At 49.1% G+C, this 16356-nt stretch carries 12 protein-coding genes; 7 read left to right on the top strand and 5 right to left on the bottom strand.

All coding sequences use genetic code 11. The features are described 5' to 3' along the window. Positions 1-202: 202 nt before the first annotated feature. Both JMI88_RS07815 and JMI88_RS07810 read left to right on the top strand, forming a co-directional pair. The gene (locus tag JMI88_RS07815; protein WP_236022885.1) at positions 203-1087 is read left to right on the top strand and encodes a TrmB family transcriptional regulator; all 885 of its coding nucleotides are present in this window, start codon (positions 203-205) and stop codon (positions 1085-1087) included. 6 nt (positions 1088-1093) lie between these two features. Beyond that, positions 1094-2368 (top strand): adenylosuccinate synthase, encoded by a 1275-nt coding sequence (locus tag JMI88_RS07810; RefSeq protein WP_201361248.1) that lies wholly within the window; start codon positions 1094-1096, stop codon positions 2366-2368. Between the two features lie 34 nt (positions 2369-2402). On the opposite strand, the gene JMI88_RS07805 is transcribed toward JMI88_RS07810, so the two are convergent. Beyond that, positions 2403-2987: an NUDIX domain-containing protein gene (locus JMI88_RS07805; RefSeq protein ID WP_201361247.1), complete on the bottom strand. Its 585-nt coding sequence runs from the start codon at positions 2985-2987 to the stop codon at positions 2403-2405. Between the two features lie 342 nt (positions 2988-3329). Between JMI88_RS07805 and JMI88_RS07800 the strand changes: the two genes are divergently transcribed. After that, the gene (locus JMI88_RS07800; protein ID WP_201361246.1) at positions 3330-4811 is read left to right on the top strand and encodes a hypothetical protein; all 1482 of its coding nucleotides are present in this window, start codon (positions 3330-3332) and stop codon (positions 4809-4811) included. 226 nt (positions 4812-5037) lie between these two features. Here the strand turns inward: JMI88_RS07800 and JMI88_RS07795 are convergent, their stop codons facing one another. After that, positions 5038-6489 carry a hypothetical protein gene (locus tag JMI88_RS07795; protein WP_201361245.1) on the bottom strand — a complete coding sequence of 484 codons (1452 nt, stop codon included), beginning with the start codon at positions 6487-6489 and terminating at the stop codon, positions 5038-5040. 342 nt (positions 6490-6831) lie between these two features. Between JMI88_RS07795 and JMI88_RS07790 the strand changes: the two genes are divergently transcribed. Next, complete coding sequence (locus JMI88_RS07790) at positions 6832-7551, top strand: ThuA domain-containing protein (protein ID WP_201361244.1); 720 nt, start codon at positions 6832-6834, stop codon at positions 7549-7551. Positions 7552-7703: 152 nt separating this feature from the next. Then, positions 7704-8714, top strand: coding sequence for an aldo/keto reductase (locus tag JMI88_RS07785; RefSeq protein WP_236022859.1), 1011 nt, complete (start codon positions 7704-7706; stop codon positions 8712-8714). 94 nt (positions 8715-8808) lie between these two features. Here the strand turns inward: JMI88_RS07785 and glk are convergent, their stop codons facing one another. The 3 genes from glk to JMI88_RS07770 all read right to left on the bottom strand — a co-directional run bounded on the left by glk (position 8809) and on the right by JMI88_RS07770 (position 12520). After that, the gene (gene glk, locus JMI88_RS07780) at positions 8809-9831 is read right to left on the bottom strand and encodes a glucokinase (RefSeq protein ID WP_201361243.1); all 1023 of its coding nucleotides are present in this window, start codon (positions 9829-9831) and stop codon (positions 8809-8811) included. Positions 9832-10314: 483 nt separating this feature from the next. After that, entirely contained in the window at positions 10315-11406 is a 1092-nt protein-coding gene (locus JMI88_RS07775) for a WD40 repeat domain-containing protein (protein WP_201361621.1), read from the bottom strand. Between the two features lie 178 nt (positions 11407-11584). Then, positions 11585-12520, bottom strand: coding sequence for a DUF2705 family protein (locus JMI88_RS07770; RefSeq protein ID WP_201361242.1), 936 nt, complete (start codon positions 12518-12520; stop codon positions 11585-11587). Positions 12521-13065: 545 nt separating this feature from the next. On the opposite strand from JMI88_RS07770, the gene JMI88_RS07765 reads away from it, so the two are divergent. Both JMI88_RS07765 and JMI88_RS07760 read left to right on the top strand, forming a co-directional pair. Further along, positions 13066-15357, top strand: a complete 2292-nt coding sequence (locus tag JMI88_RS07765; protein ID WP_201361241.1) for a PAS domain-containing sensor histidine kinase — start codon at positions 13066-13068, stop codon at positions 15355-15357. 164 nt (positions 15358-15521) lie between these two features. Further along, positions 15522-16307: an alpha/beta fold hydrolase gene (locus tag JMI88_RS07760; protein WP_201361240.1), complete on the top strand. Its 786-nt coding sequence runs from the start codon at positions 15522-15524 to the stop codon at positions 16305-16307. Positions 16308-16356 lie beyond the last annotated feature (49 nt).

Raw genomic sequence — 16356 nt, 5'->3', positions numbered from 1 at the left:
GAAAGTTGTCTGAAAGCCAGAGGATTCGCGCCTGCGGCGTTCAATAGATCTTTTATGTGTTGGTGCAAGCGGTGCACAAAGTGTACCACTTGCACCAACACATAAAATACCTTTGGCCCTTGACAACCAGTGCTCTCGTTGTTATATTAGTAGTTGTAGATACTACTACTAATTTTAGAGAAAGGAAGCGAGGCTCGTGACTATGTCGACCGTTGAGGAGATGAAGCAGCTCGGGTTTACAGGGGCGGAAGCACAGGTTTACATCTTCCTGCTCCAGCATCCACTCTCTACAGGCTATGAGATCAGTAAAGGGGCGGGATTACCCAGAGCCAATACGTATCAGGCTCTTGAAACTCTGACAGCTAAAGAACGTGTTAATGCTGTAAGCGCAGATCCGGTGCGTTACGCACCTGTTCCGCCGGGGCGGTTGCTGAAGCGGATTGAGGAGGAGACCACCCGGCGCTGTCAGAGCTTAGAACAGCAGCTCACCGCGCTTGAACGGCCGGATGGCGTGGGCCACTTTTGGGAGCTCAATGAATACAGTCGCATTGAGGCTCGTCTGCGCGAGTTGATCACGCTAGCACAACATCGTATCGCAGCCAGTCTGTGGGCAGAAGATCTCGATCGCCTGAGCGATGTCTTACAGGCAGCGCGGGACCGGGGCTGCACAGTTATTCTTAACTTATTTGGCGAAGCCAGCGCTGATTATGCCATGATCTACCAGCACGAGGGTCCCGAAAAAGTGGTAGGAGGTCATGTTATTGCGCTGGCGATAGATTTCAAGGAGGCCCTGGTCGCTTCACTGGATGAGCCGGCAACCGGAGTCGTCACCCAGAATCGCACCATGGTCCGTGTCGTTGAAAAATTTATTCGCGACGAAGCCTATCTGGCAGCTATTTATGAGCGACTCTCGCCAGAGCTAGAGGCCACCTTTGGTCCGCACATGGTCAATTTGCGCCGTAGCCTGCTGCCGACCGAAGACGCCGAGCAACTCGTCGCCATCACAACCCTGGGATCGCAACCAATCAACCTACCATCAAATTTAAACATATCAATGCGAGAAGCATTTCATCTTGGAGAGGAGTAAGCCGTTATGGCTGGAACAGTAACCGTAGTTGTAGGCACACAATGGGGAGACGAAGGGAAAGGTAAACTGGTAGACCTTTTGAGCAAAGAGGCCGACCTGTGCATGCGCTTCCAGGGAGGCGGCAACGCAGGCCATACTGTCGTCAATAACTATGGTGAATTCAAGCTCCACCTGGTTCCCTGCGGTATTTTTAATGCCAATTGTATCTGCGTTATGGGGACAGGCACAGCGATCGATCCACAGGACCTGATTGTAGAAATGGAGGCCATTGCCAGCAAGGGCGTTTCTATCGATCAGCTGGTAGTCTCCGATCGGGCACACGTTGTCATGCCTTATCACAAGATACTCGATAAAGTGGAAGACGAGGCCCGAGGTGCGTATCGCGTTGAAACAACCGGTCGCGGTATCGGACCAGCCTACACAGATAAAGTCGGACGCATTGGTATCCGCTTCCATGATCTGCTACACGAAGATATTTTACGTGTAAAGCTGAGTGCTGTCGTCAAAAAGCACAACGCCATCCTCACACATGTCTATGGGCAACAACCTTTTGATGTCGAAGAGTTGATCGAGGCTGCATTGGCCTGGGGTCAACAGCTCAAACCACGTATTGTTGACACGATGCCCATCGTACGCACCGCGCTACAGGAAGGCAAAAATATTTTACTTGAAGGCCAGCTAAGCGCCATGAAAGATATCGACTGGGGTTCTTATCCGTTTGTAACCAGCTCTTCCCCCACGGCCGCTGGCGCTTCCGCAGGCTCGGGCATTCCTCCGCGCTACATCAACCAGGTCATCGGAGTAGCTAAGGCGTACAGCACGCAGGTCGGTACCGGACCCATGCCAACCGAGTTACATGACGAAATAGGAACCCATTTACGCACCCTGGGAGGCGAATTTGGCGCCACCACCGGCCGTCCCCGACGTATTGGCTGGTTTGATGCCGTCGTCACCCGCTACGTCACCGAGATCAACGGCTGCACAGACCTGAACATCACCAAACTGGACGTACTGGATACGCTAGCCGAGATCCCGGTCTGTACCGGCTATCGCTACAAAGGTGAACTGATCGAGCACCTGCCTGATCCCGTTATCCATGAAAAATGCGAGCCAGTCTACGAGGTACTCCCTGGCTGGCAGCAGTCTACCCAGCAGGCTAAAACGATGGAGGACCTTCCCCGCAACGCCCGCAACTACCTGGAGCGCCTGGCCGAACTGGTCGGTGTACGCATCCACAGCGTTGGTGTGGGTCCCAATCGCGACCAGACACTGATGGTATAAATATTGGTGATGCATAATGTGCGCAAAGCGCACATTATGCATCATTCTGCCACTTCTGCTGCAACCATTGAACTGCAATCAGGGTCTTGGCATCACGAATCTCACCTTTTTTAAGTACATCCCACAACTCATCAAAGGATACTTCGATCAACTCGATATCTTCATGCTCGGCAACCAGGCCGCCCCCATTTGAGATACGATCGGCATTGGTTACCTCGGCATAAAAGAGAAATATGCGCTCTGACGAACCACCAGGAGAAACGTAAAAGGTAGCGATCGGAGTCAGTTCATGAACCTGGTAGCCAATCTCTTCATGGATTTCACGCCTGACTGCCGCTTCTGGTTGCTCATTTTCATCCACCATACCTGCCACCACCTCATGCAGCCAGCCAGGTCCTTTTTTCAAGGTCGGATAGCGAAATTGATTTGTCATCAACACTTTCTGGGTATCGGTATTAACCAGCAACGCCGCGACCGCGTCACCGCGTTCCAACACCAGGCGACGTACCGGCTCACTCATCTGCCCATCAAAACGCCTGAAACGCAGGCGAGCCTCCTCAATTTTAAAGAAATCGTCCATCAGGACGCGCTGCTCTAAAATTTCTACTTTTTTATCCATCACATCAGTCCTTGCCAATTAATAAAAAGCGAAGCGTTTCTTTCTTTATTGACGTATATGCGTCATATTTCGACACTTTAAATTGCGCCTGAATAGACAGCAATCTGCATATTTTTTAATCTGTCTATCATATTATTCATTTACGCTAAGGACAGTTTGTTAGAAAAAAGCTTTCACAGAGTATGAAAGGTGTAGTAGGTAGGAAGTCATAGCCCACAAAGAAAGATGTGTAGCCTTCGTTTGTATATCTGGAGACTATTGTTCCTTTTCACACAATATAAATGTTAATATATAGGTAGACAGGTTGTTTCCGTAGAAAATCTCACAAGGGGGTTTGGGATATTGAAAGTGCCACTTTTTAATAAATTAAAAGGGAGCAATAGCATAACAGGCAGAAAAAGGACGATACTACTCTCAATATTAGCAGCTATCATTATTATTGCATCTATCTCAATCTATACACAAAAGACCCATTCACATCCACAGCAAGCAAGCACTGCTTCACCGACAGCAACTCCGCAATCCAATGGTATTGGACTCCAGTTACCACCACATTCATCAACAGCAACAGCTCAAGCAAAGCCAAAAATCACGCCCATAGTACAATCTACAGTTATTCAGCCAACTATACCCGGGGTACCTACACTAGATAGACTGGACCAGGTGACGAACCAGGCCTTTGGCAATGAAGATGAATATGTACCTAACAGCTGGGGCGCGCACAAACTACGCATCATTCGTACGACCTCTGGCGACCTGTTTACCGTTTTCATTTCACAGGGCAGTGATACCCAGAACCGCACCTGGCATCTCATGCATCAGGCGCCTGGTAGCAGCACCTGGAATGAACTAAAACAAGGCAATGCTGGCACCGAGCCCATCAATATTATTCGTGGCCCCCATGATGAAATTCACCTTTTCTCCTGGCCTGGCACCCAACAAGAAGCCCACCACTTTGTATCTACCAACCTGGGGCAGACCTTTAGCGAAGAGATTTTAAATGGACAATGGTCCAGTGACCAGGGCTATAGTGGGGCCGCCATCAATCCGCTGGGAGACATCGTATTCTTTCAAACAGGCGATGATGTACCAGGTATCTTTTATTGGACCTACTATTCGCCGATCACCAATCGCTGGACTTTCCACACCAGCCAGATGGACTACCGCCATACGTATGCCTTCTTCTTTCCCGGCTATAACAACGACCTGACCATGGTCGCCATGCGCGACGTGCTACGCCCACGTCTGGGCTATCCCAACGCTTCGGACTTTAACTATATCTTTAACGAGATCAGATATTTCTATATCGGCAATGTTTACAATCCCAACATGCAGCAGCTATCGTTAACAGAGGTACAACCACAAAATAATAATGATGCCGACGTAACCTATCTCACTGACGCCTATATGGATACCCAGGGGCGCACCCACGTCATTTACAACAATCAATATGATGGTGTCCACCATATCATCGTTGATCATGGCACTATTATCAAAAATGTGCGACAGGATGTTACCGCACCCAACAAAGTACGCATCATCCAGGACGCCATCGGTCATTTCTATCTCATTTCGATGGATGACCAGGGACAAAGCATCAACATCTATCCAGGTACGGCCAGCGATACCGATGGTACCCAGTTGAGCGCACCGATCCACCTGGATATATCGAAATTCCCTGGTTGTACCGATGATGACTTCTGCCACGCACCAACATTTATCGTGCCACGTGGAGGAAATCCTCTCAGCAACTACCTCGATGGTGTTTATGGCAATCATTCACATGAATACCATTTTCGCATCAACCTGCGCAGTAATGGGTAGGGGGCATTTCCCATGGTGATGGGAAACGCCGGGGTCTTTTGCGGACGGGCGCATCCGCGCCCGAGCGGTTATTTTATTGTAAGGAACTGGAAAGGTGCTGCGGCACCTTTCCAGTTCCTTACAAGCAGGGATTTTAATGGGAGTAGGTGTAGCACCTGTGCTGCGGCTCCTTTCCGCACTGGCAAAAGGAGCGGACGGGCGCGGATGCACCCGTCCGCACGAGGGGTTATTTAGTGGGGAAGAGCCATTGACGGTTTGAGAGGACGGTCTGGAAAGCTTCGATGCTAATGTTGTCGGCCTCAGAGGTGACCCAGTCTTCTAGTTTAGGGGCTACTTTGCAGGAAGTGCAGGGGTACATATCGCCATTAGGGAGCACACGATAGCTAAAACCAGGCACCGGTGCGGGCAAAAACAGGCGCTGCGTAGCGACCTGAATAAGGTCCTTCTCCATGTCAGCCCAACGATTATTAAAGAGCTGATTGGCCAGGTGGACAGCGATCAGTACGTGCATCTGGCGGGCTTCTTTGAAGCTCTTATCTACATAGCCTGTATTATAGCCCTGGTAAGGTTCCAGGTAGAGCTTAAAGTGGAAGCCACCATTGATAGTATCGCGTAAAGGTGAGGTCTCAAGACTATCCAGCATCTCTTTAGCCAGCGCCAGATAGGTTTGATTATGCGTATAGGCTCCTGCCCTCACCAGGGCTTCAAGCTCCTGGCCAGTCTCGCCCATCCGCGCCTGCGTATCCAGCATTTTGTTCGTGCCAAAGCGTGAATCTTTCAGCAGATAGATGCGTCCAAAGAGATGATACTGATGGCTATACGCCTGCTTAATTACGGCCTCGGCTCCCCTGTTACCGGCCGTCACCCATTCTGGATGCCGGAAGCGTGTTCCTGCATCGACCAGAGCCAGGCTGGTTTCCAGAGCGTGATCCACGCGGTAGCCATCCTGTAAATGGACATTACCGCCGCCTGCGCTAGTATCCACCTCACCGTGTTGCACACCTAATTGGGGATCAATTCGTTTGTACTCCGAGGTTGCCCAACCAATCAGGGTATGATTCCAGTAATCAGTATTATGGCTAAAGTCCCGCATATGCAACAGAGTGAAATAGACCCACCCCTTATTCAAAACGGTGTGTCCCCACTCACGCTGCGCGGTCGGCAATATACGTGCAATATACTGGTTCATTGACGTATCGTCAGGATGACGGACCTTATACCAATACATATTATCCAGGATACGCAAGTCATTGAGACTATCGCGGCGGGTCGAATGCCCACGCTGATCGCAACGGTCCGGGCTACAGTTTACCTGATTGACATCACTTTTGCGCCAGTTTATCAATGTGGTGTGAAACTGCTCATCCCAGCTATGTGCATTCATATCATTGAGTACTTGAGTCACAATGGTATCCAGATTTTTTATGCGCTGCCCCGCTGGCGTAGGTTGCGCAGTTGGCTGATGGTGTTTCACCACCGGTTCCGGCACAGGCTTGCCCTCATTAGGATTAAAGGGAGGCCGAATGAACACGGTAAACATCAATGTCACCAGCACAAGCACTGGCAACACATATAATGCAATGACGGTGGCCCGGCGGGCCTTTTTCGAGTTTCTATAGCGCCGCCACAACGATTGCTCAGACTCTCTCTGTGGTGGTTTTTCCTGTATTTGACTCATAACCTCATCCCTTCATAAAGCACATCATGACTCAAATAGAATTACATAATCAGCATACAAACAGAGGCCAAATGCAAGAAAGAAAACATGAGAAATTTGTGAAAAAAAACGATGAACAAAATCAAAAATACGATCAAGGGAGCACAAAAAAAAGAAAAAACGACCTGAACGCCATGCAATTTCAGGAGGCACGTGTTACAATAAAAACGAACAAGATGTGCTTACCCCGAGATACAACTGTGGTCAGCCATCTCATCTATCTCGTTTGAAGGCGCGAACAAGATAGATAAATCCCAATGAGGCGACACCAATGCCAATGTAACGACTAGAAAGAGGCATACAATGACAGCAAACATCCGAGTCACCATCTGGAACGAATATCGCCACGAGCGTAAATGGCCAGAGGTAGCAAAGATTTATCCAGAGGGTATCCATGGCACACTGGCCAAAGCGCTCAGCGAAAAGGGCTACACCGTGCGCACAGCTACGCTGGATGAACCAGAACATGGATTAACCGACGAAGTGCTGGAAAATACCGATGTAATGATCTGGTGGGGTCACATGGCCCACGGAGAGGTACGCGACGAAATTGTCGAGAAAGTACATCAGCGCGTACTGGATGGAATGGGACTGGTTGTCTTACATTCAGGCCACTTCTCCAAGATCTTTAAGAAACTACTCGGCACAGATTGTAATCTCAAATGGCGTGAGACCAATGACAAAGAGCGCCTGTGGGTAGTTGCACCCGGCCATCCTATCACCGAAGGTATCGGCGATTACATTGAAATCGAACACGAAGAAATGTATGGCGAACCATTTGGTATTCCTGAGCCAGACACGCTGGTCTTTGTCAGCTGGTTCACCGGCGGAGAAGTCTTCCGTAGCGGTTGCTGCTACACCCGTGGACAGGGCAAAATTTTCTATTTCCGTCCCGGCCATGAGACTCTTCCTACCTACCATCATCCAGAGGTCCAGCTCGTTATCAGCAACGCAGTGCGTTGGGCCAACCCGACGGCGACTCGCAAGTTGATTCGCGGCAACACACCAGCCCTGGAGAAATAATTGCCTCGTAAAAGCCGAGAAAAAAGTCCCTGGTCCATGGATGACAGCATACCAGGGGCTTTTTCCGTCGTACTTTATATCTCATCCTTGAGGATGTTATTGGAAGACAGCGGAAAAGTATATTTCATAGTTGAATAAGAAAGAGAATGTACATGTCAGAACAGGATGCATACCAGTTCGCTGAAAACCGGTATGATAGTATGCTCTATCGCCGCTCTGGTCGTTCAGGATTGCAGTTGCCAGCGATTTCGCTGGGAGCCTGGGAAACCTTTGGAGGATATCGCGGCGAAGAGATCGCACGTGCCTGTCTCTATCGCGCCTTCGATCTAGGCATCACGCACTTCGATCTGGCCAATAACTATGGACGCCCACCGGGCAATGCGGAAAAAGTCGTCGGCAAAGTGTTAAAAGATATGCCCCGCGATGAGTTAATTATTTCCAGCAAAGCTGGCTACTACATGTGGCCGGGACCCTATGGTGATGGTCTGTCCAAGAAATACCTGGTAGCCAGCCTGGATCAATCCCTCAAGCGCCTGGGTCTGGAATATGTAGATATTTTCTATGCCCACCGCCCCGATCCTGAAACGCCGCTGGAAGAAACAATGGCCGCTCTGGATCTGATTGTGCGCCAGGGAAAGGCGCTGTACGTGGGCGTCAGTAACTTTCCAGGAGACCACCTGGAACAGGCTGTGCAAGTCACGAAACAAATGGGGCTAACACCAATTACCATCCATCAGCCTTGCTATAATTTGCTCAACCGACGGTGTGAACACAATCTATTCGATCATACCGTTCGCAACGGTATAGGTGCGATCACCTTTAGTCCGCTGGCGCAGGGACTCTTGAGTGACAAGTATCTCGGCGGCAACCTGCCCGCAGACTCGCGTGCGGCGGCCTGGTGGGGTCGCAAAAACAACGAGGACGTGGTGCAAGGAGAGACACTGGACAAACTGAATCGTTTGAACGCCATTGCGAAAGAACGCGGACAGACTCTGGCCCAGATGGCTCTGGCCTGGAATCTGCGTCTTCCGGCCGTCACCAGTGTCTTGATTGGAGCCTCCAAAGTCGAACAGATCGATGAAAACGTCGCTGCATTAAAGAACCTCGATTTCAGCGATGAAGAGCTCAAAAAAATCAACGAAATTGTGCCGTGCACATTTTAAACAAACGTTGTTTTTATTATATGTTGTCGCTCCCTTGCGCACGTGCGCAAGGGAGCGACACGTTTTATTTAAGAGAAAAGAAAAAAGCTAGAGATTATAAATCAAAGCCAAATGAGGCGGCTCCAATCAAACCTACTTTACTATTTAAGATAACATGTACGGGTACGTCGGTGAGCATTTCGGAGAAGCGGCCTTTATTCTGGAAGGTACGGATAAACTCGTGGTCTTCTAAGAACGGTAGAATACGAGGAGGCAAACCACCACCCAGATAGACGCCACCAGTTGCCAACGTTTTTAAAGCCATATTTCCAGCTTCGGCGGCCAGAATAGATGCAAAAACCTTGACAGTTGCAGCACAGATAGTTGCATAGCCACCCTCTGCTTCCGAGTCAGCCTCGGCCATTCTAGGGGCCATGGCAGATTGAACAACCACAGGTGTCACATCTTTCACCTGGGATAACTTTTCCGACAACCAACGGGGTTCATCGAACATACCTGATGCCTTGGTATAGGCATAAATATTTGGTAAACCAATGCCCGAACACACATGTTCATAGCTTACATGCTTCATACGTTCGAGCAAGTAAACCAGCAGGCCAACCTCAAAGGGAGTTGTAGGGGCAAAATCGACATGCCCACCCTCGGAAGGATGAACACGATAATGAGCACCATCCCAGGTCAAAATTGCCTCACCCAAACCAGTGCCAGGAGCAACCACGGCCAGGGTCCCATGCTTGGCCGGCTTTCCCGCATTGAGCGTGTGCAGATCAGATGGAAGCAAAAGAGGAATAGCCGTTGCCATCGCAGCCAGGTCATTCAGCAATGTCACAGAAGGAATATTCAACGTCTGCTGCAATTGCTTTTCTTCCATATGCCAGGGCAAATTGGTTATCTTCGCCTTGCCTCCTACCACTGGTCCTGCTACCCCAAAGACAGCCCGGTCAATAGTTACGTCAGGAAGATCGATCTTCTTTAAAAAGTCATTAACCAGGGCAGCCAGCGTAGCATACTGCGCACTTGGCAATGTTCCTTCCCGTATTGGCGTGCGAATGTCCTCTTTCGAGGCATATAAAGCCAGATTGGTTTTGGTTCCTCCAATGTCACCAGCCAGTAACATGATTAAGCGCAACCTTTCGATAAATGCTGTCAAAAACAGCACACTTCATTCTAACAGTCAGTGACAAAACAAATGCTTGTCTACGACAAAATAACCCCGAAAAAATATCGATACTCGTCTATATTTAATCGGCTCTCTCATATAAAAATAAAGGTAACTTGTGATGCCATCTGAGATTTGCAGACGGGCGCATCCGCGCCCGAGTCCTTTTTATTCAGTGTTGCGCAAAGTGCGCATTGAGCACTTTGTGCAACACTACATGGACTACATTTTAAGCTCAATGGTGCGAAAGTTTATGCGTAAACCTGCTTGATGTCCAGGCAAGCACCCATTCAAGGTACCATAAAAATGATACCACACGGTACTAAGTCTCGGTAACAGGTACAGAGGAGTATAAAGAAAAACAGCTAGAACACATCAATGATGATTCTTAGCCGTTTCCGCATAAAGGAGTATGAACAGGGCTCACTGCAGTGCCGCTGATTAGATATGCCAGACGCGAATCGTTCCATCATAAGAACTGGTAACCAGACGATCGCTGCCAGGAGACCAGGCTAAAGCAGCCACGGTAAGCTTGTGCCCATGGTAAGAAGTGACCTGACCGGTGGCTAACTCCCGTACCTGCACAAAACCTTTGGGGTCGGGGAATTGTGGACTACCACCAACACAGGCGATAAAACGACCATCGGGGGACCAGGCCACACCCAGGATTGGTGTCCCTCCGCTGTTGGTTGTATATGAAGAGGTAACGGCTCCTGTTCGCGCATCACGGAGTGAAACCACCTCCGCATCACCACAGGCAATCAGAGCACCATTGGGAGACCAGGATAAGGCATTAGCGCTATTATTCAACACCAGATAGTCGTGGCCAGTGGTACTATTCCAGACCCGCGTCGTACGTGTGAAAACGCCTCCAATAATACTATCGATACTCGAGACAACCAAACGGCTATCTGGCGACCAGGCCAGGCGCGAAGCCACATGCTGCCGATAAGCCAGCAACAATGTACCTGCCTGCGCATCACAAACATGGATCGTAGCACCGGTTGCATCGCTGCCAGCCAGGGCAATACGCGTACCGTCAGGCGACCAGGCCACCGCATTGACATATGACATGCCATTATAAGTAACCAATCGCGCACCAGTAGCGACATCCCATATCACAACCTCAGAAAAGGACTGTGGCAATCCCGCCGTAGAGCTAGACGCATCAGCAGTCTCAATGCCACCAGCCGTGACAACGTGGTGGCCGTCAGGAGAGCAATCGAGCAGCACACCATCTTTAGCCGCCAGGCCAACCCGTGTCTTTCCAGTGGTAGCATCCCAAATCTCAACAGGAGACCCCACGCCTCCCGAAACGATCCAGCTACCATCATGAGACCAGGCCAGCGCACTGCTATAGTTATTCTGGCGCGTCAGCAGCAAATGATTATCCGGGGAAGCAGCATAGCCCACCATATGCCTGATATTGAGGGTCAGGCCCGTTGATATCAATCCCAGGCTCGCCAGGCATAGCGAACGGCGCGATAGACGAACAGGAGAAGTATATTTAAAACTCTTCAGATAAATTTGCATCAATTTGTACCTTCCTTATGTGGCTTTCTGCTTTTCTAATATCTAAAGCCACATAGGATGATTATAGCGCTTTATTGCATGCGAATACGTATTTTATCATTAATAAGTCATTAAAATGTTTTTATATCGAAATATCCACTTATTGCATATTGCACATATTGTATGTAACCAGGAGAAATCAATCAAAGATATCGCTATGTTGGTAGATAAGGTAGCTAAGAGCAATCAGGATGACGCTATACATCAGCGTCAAGAAAAGCTGCAAAGGTAGCTGATCAAGATCAGGCATAGGCTGACCGGCAATCAGCGTGGTAGCGTACGTGTTGAGTGAATTGGAGACGGTACCTGGAAGATTGCTAACAAAGGCAACAATAGCCCGGCCAATAGGAGCGCTTAATCCTCCAACCAGGCTAAAAAGTATATTGGTGGCCAAAAATTCTATGAAGACGTAGCCAACAGAAAAGCCTATACCAGCAATAGCAGAACGGCCAATGGTCGCGGCCAGCACAGCGATGAGCATATAGATAAAATAACGTAAAGATTGCGTCAACCAGGTTAGAACAAAGCCTAACCAGCCGAAGGGAGCTAACAAAACGGGTCGCAAACCAAAAAGAGGGCCAATCAAAAATCCAAGCAGTGTAGAGATGAGCATGACAAAACCGACCGCCAGCAAAGCCACCAATGCCAGGGCCGCAACCTGGGCAGTAAAGACCTGGCCTCGACCTAGACCGCGCGTCAGCATCTGGTTATGCATACCATAAGTATAATCGCCCCCGACCAGGGTCCCCGCCACAATGCAAAGAAAGATCGGCGCCAGCAAGCCCAGGTAGCCTAGAGCAAATTGTAAAGAACCAGGAAAGGCCAAAGCGACAATAGGATCAGCGCCCACTCTCGGAGTCGAACTGTGCGCCAGTAGCATGTGGGAAATAATAGTCAGTAGCAATAGAAGAGCATAACCACCAAAAAAGAGGCTGGACAACCATCTGGACATACCCCGTCGCCGCAGGTGAAAGAGATTCCACAGAACCAATTGCCAGGTTTGTGCCAGCCAACCATGAACAAACACATCAGAGGTAGCAGCATTTATCCCTGGCTCCGAAAGTCGTTGTGCCATCGAACGCTTCCTTTCTCCAACAGACGACTGCCTGATAGGGTACATCGAATACGTTCAGTGTAAATCACATAAATACAGGCTGTCATCGCCCAAAAAGAGCATTTATAATGGCTAGACTTTCTCTTTCCAATCATCCAAAAGGAGGAGACGGCACGAACACAAAAGAGCATCATAGACCAGTGGTGATTACTAAACAAGGTAATATATCCAGGCCTGGAGACTGATCTTAGCTCTCAAAATTTCCACTATGGCTATTTTAGCCATAAATTATAACTAGCAGGTTAACTAAAGGTATATATTTTTGTTTTTTCATGGTACAATAGATTAGTAATTACTTGTTCGTATATACCTATTCAGAGATAGCTCCTGGGCCGCTACAGACGGATCTGGAAAAGAAGAAAGAAAGAAAGAAAGAGTAATGTCTCCTTACGCTCGAACAAAGGAGCTGGCGTCCACCAGATCTCTCTTCCAGAAGGAGAAAATGCTACTGATCAGTCAAAATACAGGAGCAGCTTAAATACCAGCAAACATAAAAGAGGCAGGCTTTGGACCAGGAAAAAACATCTCTCGCTCCTCCCGGAGCAATGGTAAAGAGGCGTCAGAACAAACGGGCAGAAACATCTCAAGCTCCATGCCAGCACATTGAAGGACAATTATACACCAGGCTCATTGAGATGTCGCACGATGCGATGACTATTTGTGATCCTCAGCAACATATCCAGCTATGGAACGACAGCGCAGAAAAACTTTACGGCTGGACAAAGCAGGAAGCCATCGGGCGCATCTATCATGAACTGCTACAAACCAGATCTTATGAAGAAGATCCAGACAGCATGTTCAGACTGTTGAGGGAGGATCAATGGGAAGGCGAACTGCTCCAGACCAGGCGTGATGGCGAACTGGTAGTCATCAAAAGCCGTCAAAGCATTATCAAGGACATAAAAAACTACCCCGACCATATTCTAATAGCTAACCAGGATATTACAGCCGAAAAATGCACTGAACAACAACTACAAGACCAGGTTAGCTTAACGACCAGTGTCCAAAACATCGGATTCTGGTCATGGAACATCCTCAACGATCACTCGACCCTCGGCTACCAGATACTGGCAGCACTCAACCACCTGCCAGGCGGAGATCCCACCAGGAGCCAGCAGGCAGCGCAGACATTACAATCCGTAGATCAAGCCAGAACCCAACAAGCGCTTCAACATGCGCTAAAAACGGGCCACGATTACATCGACGAATACGTCTTTACTGACAAGAACAAGCATAAACACTGGATCGAAATCCAGGGCAGGGTTTACCTGGACGAGCAGCGCAAACCCATCAAAATGATGGGAATCGCTATTGATGTGACCAGACAAAGGCAAAAAGAGCGCAAGCTCCATGCATCAAACCATCACCTCCATACCATCCTGGAAAGTCTCAGAGATGCCTTCTTTCTGCTCGATAAGCATTGGCGCATCACGTATGTGAATCAACAGGCCGCAAAATTGATCCACCTATCAGCTGAAGACCTGATCGGACAAAACATATGGGAAAGGGTCCCCCAGTTAAAGGGCACTATCTTTGAAGAAAAAGCCTACGAGGCCGTCCAATCCAAAAAGAGCCTGCACTTTGAGGCCTTCTTCCCGCCCACACGACACTGGTATGATGTCCATCTCCATCCCACCTCAGAGGGGCTATCCGTCAACTATAACGATGTCACAGCCTACAAACGAACAGAAATTGCATTAAAGGCCAGTGAGCATAAATTCAAAGCATTGATTGACGCAAATATTATTGGCTTTACCCTGGCCGAGATGGATGGAAAAATTATTGAAGCTAACGACAAATTGCTCGACATACTGGCCTACACGCATGAAGATCTGGCAGCTGGCAAATTAAACTGGCGCACCATTACTCCCAGTGAATACAAACACCTTGACGACCAGGCAGTCAAAGACTTACTGAACACTGGTGTTTTCATGCCTTTTGAAAAAGAATATTACAACAAACATGGCCAACGTGTGCCCGTACTACTGGCGGGTACTATAGTAGAACACAGTCGACCTCTCAGTGCCGCTATTATCGTTGATCTGACGCCCCAAAAAGAATTAGAAAAACAAAAAGAGACGTTTATGAGTATTGTCGGACATGAATTACGCACACCACTCACCGCGATCAACGGCAGCATCCAGCTCGCGCAGCGTCGCATCCAGCGCTTCTTGCAAGAGCGTCCCGAGAAATTGCCTTCCGACGTAGAGGTCATGATCAGTAAATTGTGCAAGCTCCTGGAGCAGTCGTTACGCCAGACACGCGTGCAGAACCGCCTGATCAACGATATGTTGGACGTTTCAAGGTTAGCAATCGATAAGCTTGAACTAACCCTGCAGCCCAGTAACCTCACCAGTATTGTCGAAGAAACAGTCGAAGACCTGCGCTATACCGAGGGCAACCACCCTATCTATCTGGTACTGCCAGAGCAACGGCATCTGCCGGTACTCATCGATTGTGATCGTATCAGCCAGGTGGTCGCTAACTATATTAGCAACGCACTAAAGTACTCAGATCCAGAGGTTCCTGTTACAGTAGAAGTAACGGTAGATGATGCTGAAGCACGTGTATGGGTACATGATCACGGCAAAGGATTAACAAAGGATGAGCAAAAACACATCTGGGATCGCTATTACCGTGCCAACGATCAAAAATGCACAGGAGTCAACCTTGGTCTGGGGCTGCACATCTGCCAGATATTGATTCAACGCCATAAAGGGAAGGTAGGCGTCATCAGCAAAAAAAATAAAGGGTCTTCCTTCTGGTTTTCATTGCCGCTGGTGCCGACTGGCATTTAGCTGTAGGGCTGACGCCCATGATCATGGGCAGTATGTTGTTCCCTTGTGGACGGGCGCATGCGCGCCCGAGCTGTTTTTTATGGCAGCGTAGGAGTACTATTATTGTGAGGGTTCAGTTTGTCAGGACTTATTTTGTAGTGTGAGCAGGTGTAAACAGATTTCAAATGAAAATGCATAAAAAAATTGTCAGCCATACAGTTTTTATAGAAGAGCGTCCTGTACACTATCAGCTGGTGGATACGCAGCCAGAAGGTCAGGAAACACCCAGGGAAGCAATTGTACTGGTACATGGATTAAGTGCCTCCAGCTACTGGTGGACGCGCAACATCGCACCACTGGCACAACACTATCGCCTCTACCTCATCGACCTACCAGGATTCGGCTCGATGCGCCAGGACCGTCGATATTTTCAGTTGACGAAAACAGCCTCATGGCTCTTGCAATGGATGGAAAAGGTAGAGCTCTCCAGGGCGCATTTTATCGGACACTCAATGGGAGGTTTTATCTGTGCCGAACTGGCCGCCCGGCGTCCGGATGTGGTAGGGAAACTGGTCTTAGTAGCGCCAGCATTTATGCCGCCCGAGCGCCAGATGCGCCACTACCTGTTACCATTATGCCTCGGCATCACCCACACCTCACCCGCCTTCTGGCCTATTCTCACCTACGATGCCATGCGTACCGGACCCCTCACTCTCCTCAATGCGGCCCGCCAGCTCATGGCCCAGGACAATTATGAACATATCAGCACCCTCAGCATGCCAACCCTGCTAGTATGGGGCAAACACGACACTCTTGTACCAGCAGAGCTAGGCCAGCTACTCATCAAGGAAATACCTCAGGCCCAGCTCGTCGTACTAGCCCGCGCAGGCCACGTATGTATGTTTGAGCAAGCGCCTTTATTCAATAAACACGTACTCAACTTCCTGGGCATCCCCTCTATGAGAAACTAAGCAGCGCACAAAACCTGTGCGGCTGCAACAGAATGCATCCGCACAGAAC

Source organism: Dictyobacter formicarum (assembly GCF_016587435.1).
Note: the sequence above shows the minus strand (reverse complement) of the source record. Positions and strands in the feature narration are given on the sequence as shown.

What these genes read in the sequence shown, in the direction of transcription:
- JMI88_RS07785 (WP_236022859.1), top strand. Translation starts at nt 7,704, where the DNA reads ATGTCAGAACAGGATGCATACCAGTTCGCTGAAAACCGGTATGATAGT.
- JMI88_RS07810 (WP_201361248.1), top strand. Translation starts at nt 1,094, where the DNA reads ATGGCTGGAACAGTAACCGTAGTTGTAGGCACACAATGGGGAGACGAA.
- JMI88_RS07790 (WP_201361244.1), top strand. Translation starts at nt 6,832, where the DNA reads ATGACAGCAAACATCCGAGTCACCATCTGGAACGAATATCGCCACGAG.
- JMI88_RS07795 (WP_201361245.1), bottom strand. Translation starts at nt 6,489, where the DNA reads ATGAGTCAAATACAGGAAAAACCACCACAGAGAGAGTCTGAGCAATCG.
- glk (WP_201361243.1), bottom strand. Translation starts at nt 9,831, where the DNA reads ATGTTACTGGCTGGTGACATTGGAGGAACCAAAACCAATCTGGCTTTA.
- JMI88_RS07760 (WP_201361240.1), top strand. Translation starts at nt 15,522, where the DNA reads ATGAAAATGCATAAAAAAATTGTCAGCCATACAGTTTTTATAGAAGAG.
- JMI88_RS07805 (WP_201361247.1), bottom strand. Translation starts at nt 2,987, where the DNA reads ATGGATAAAAAAGTAGAAATTTTAGAGCAGCGCGTCCTGATGGACGAT.
- JMI88_RS07770 (WP_201361242.1), bottom strand. Translation starts at nt 12,520, where the DNA reads ATGGCACAACGACTTTCGGAGCCAGGGATAAATGCTGCTACCTCTGAT.
- JMI88_RS07815 (WP_236022885.1), top strand. Translation starts at nt 203, where the DNA reads ATGTCGACCGTTGAGGAGATGAAGCAGCTCGGGTTTACAGGGGCGGAA.
- JMI88_RS07775 (WP_201361621.1), bottom strand. Translation starts at nt 11,406, where the DNA reads ATGCAAATTTATCTGAAGAGTTTTAAATATACTTCTCCTGTTCGTCTA.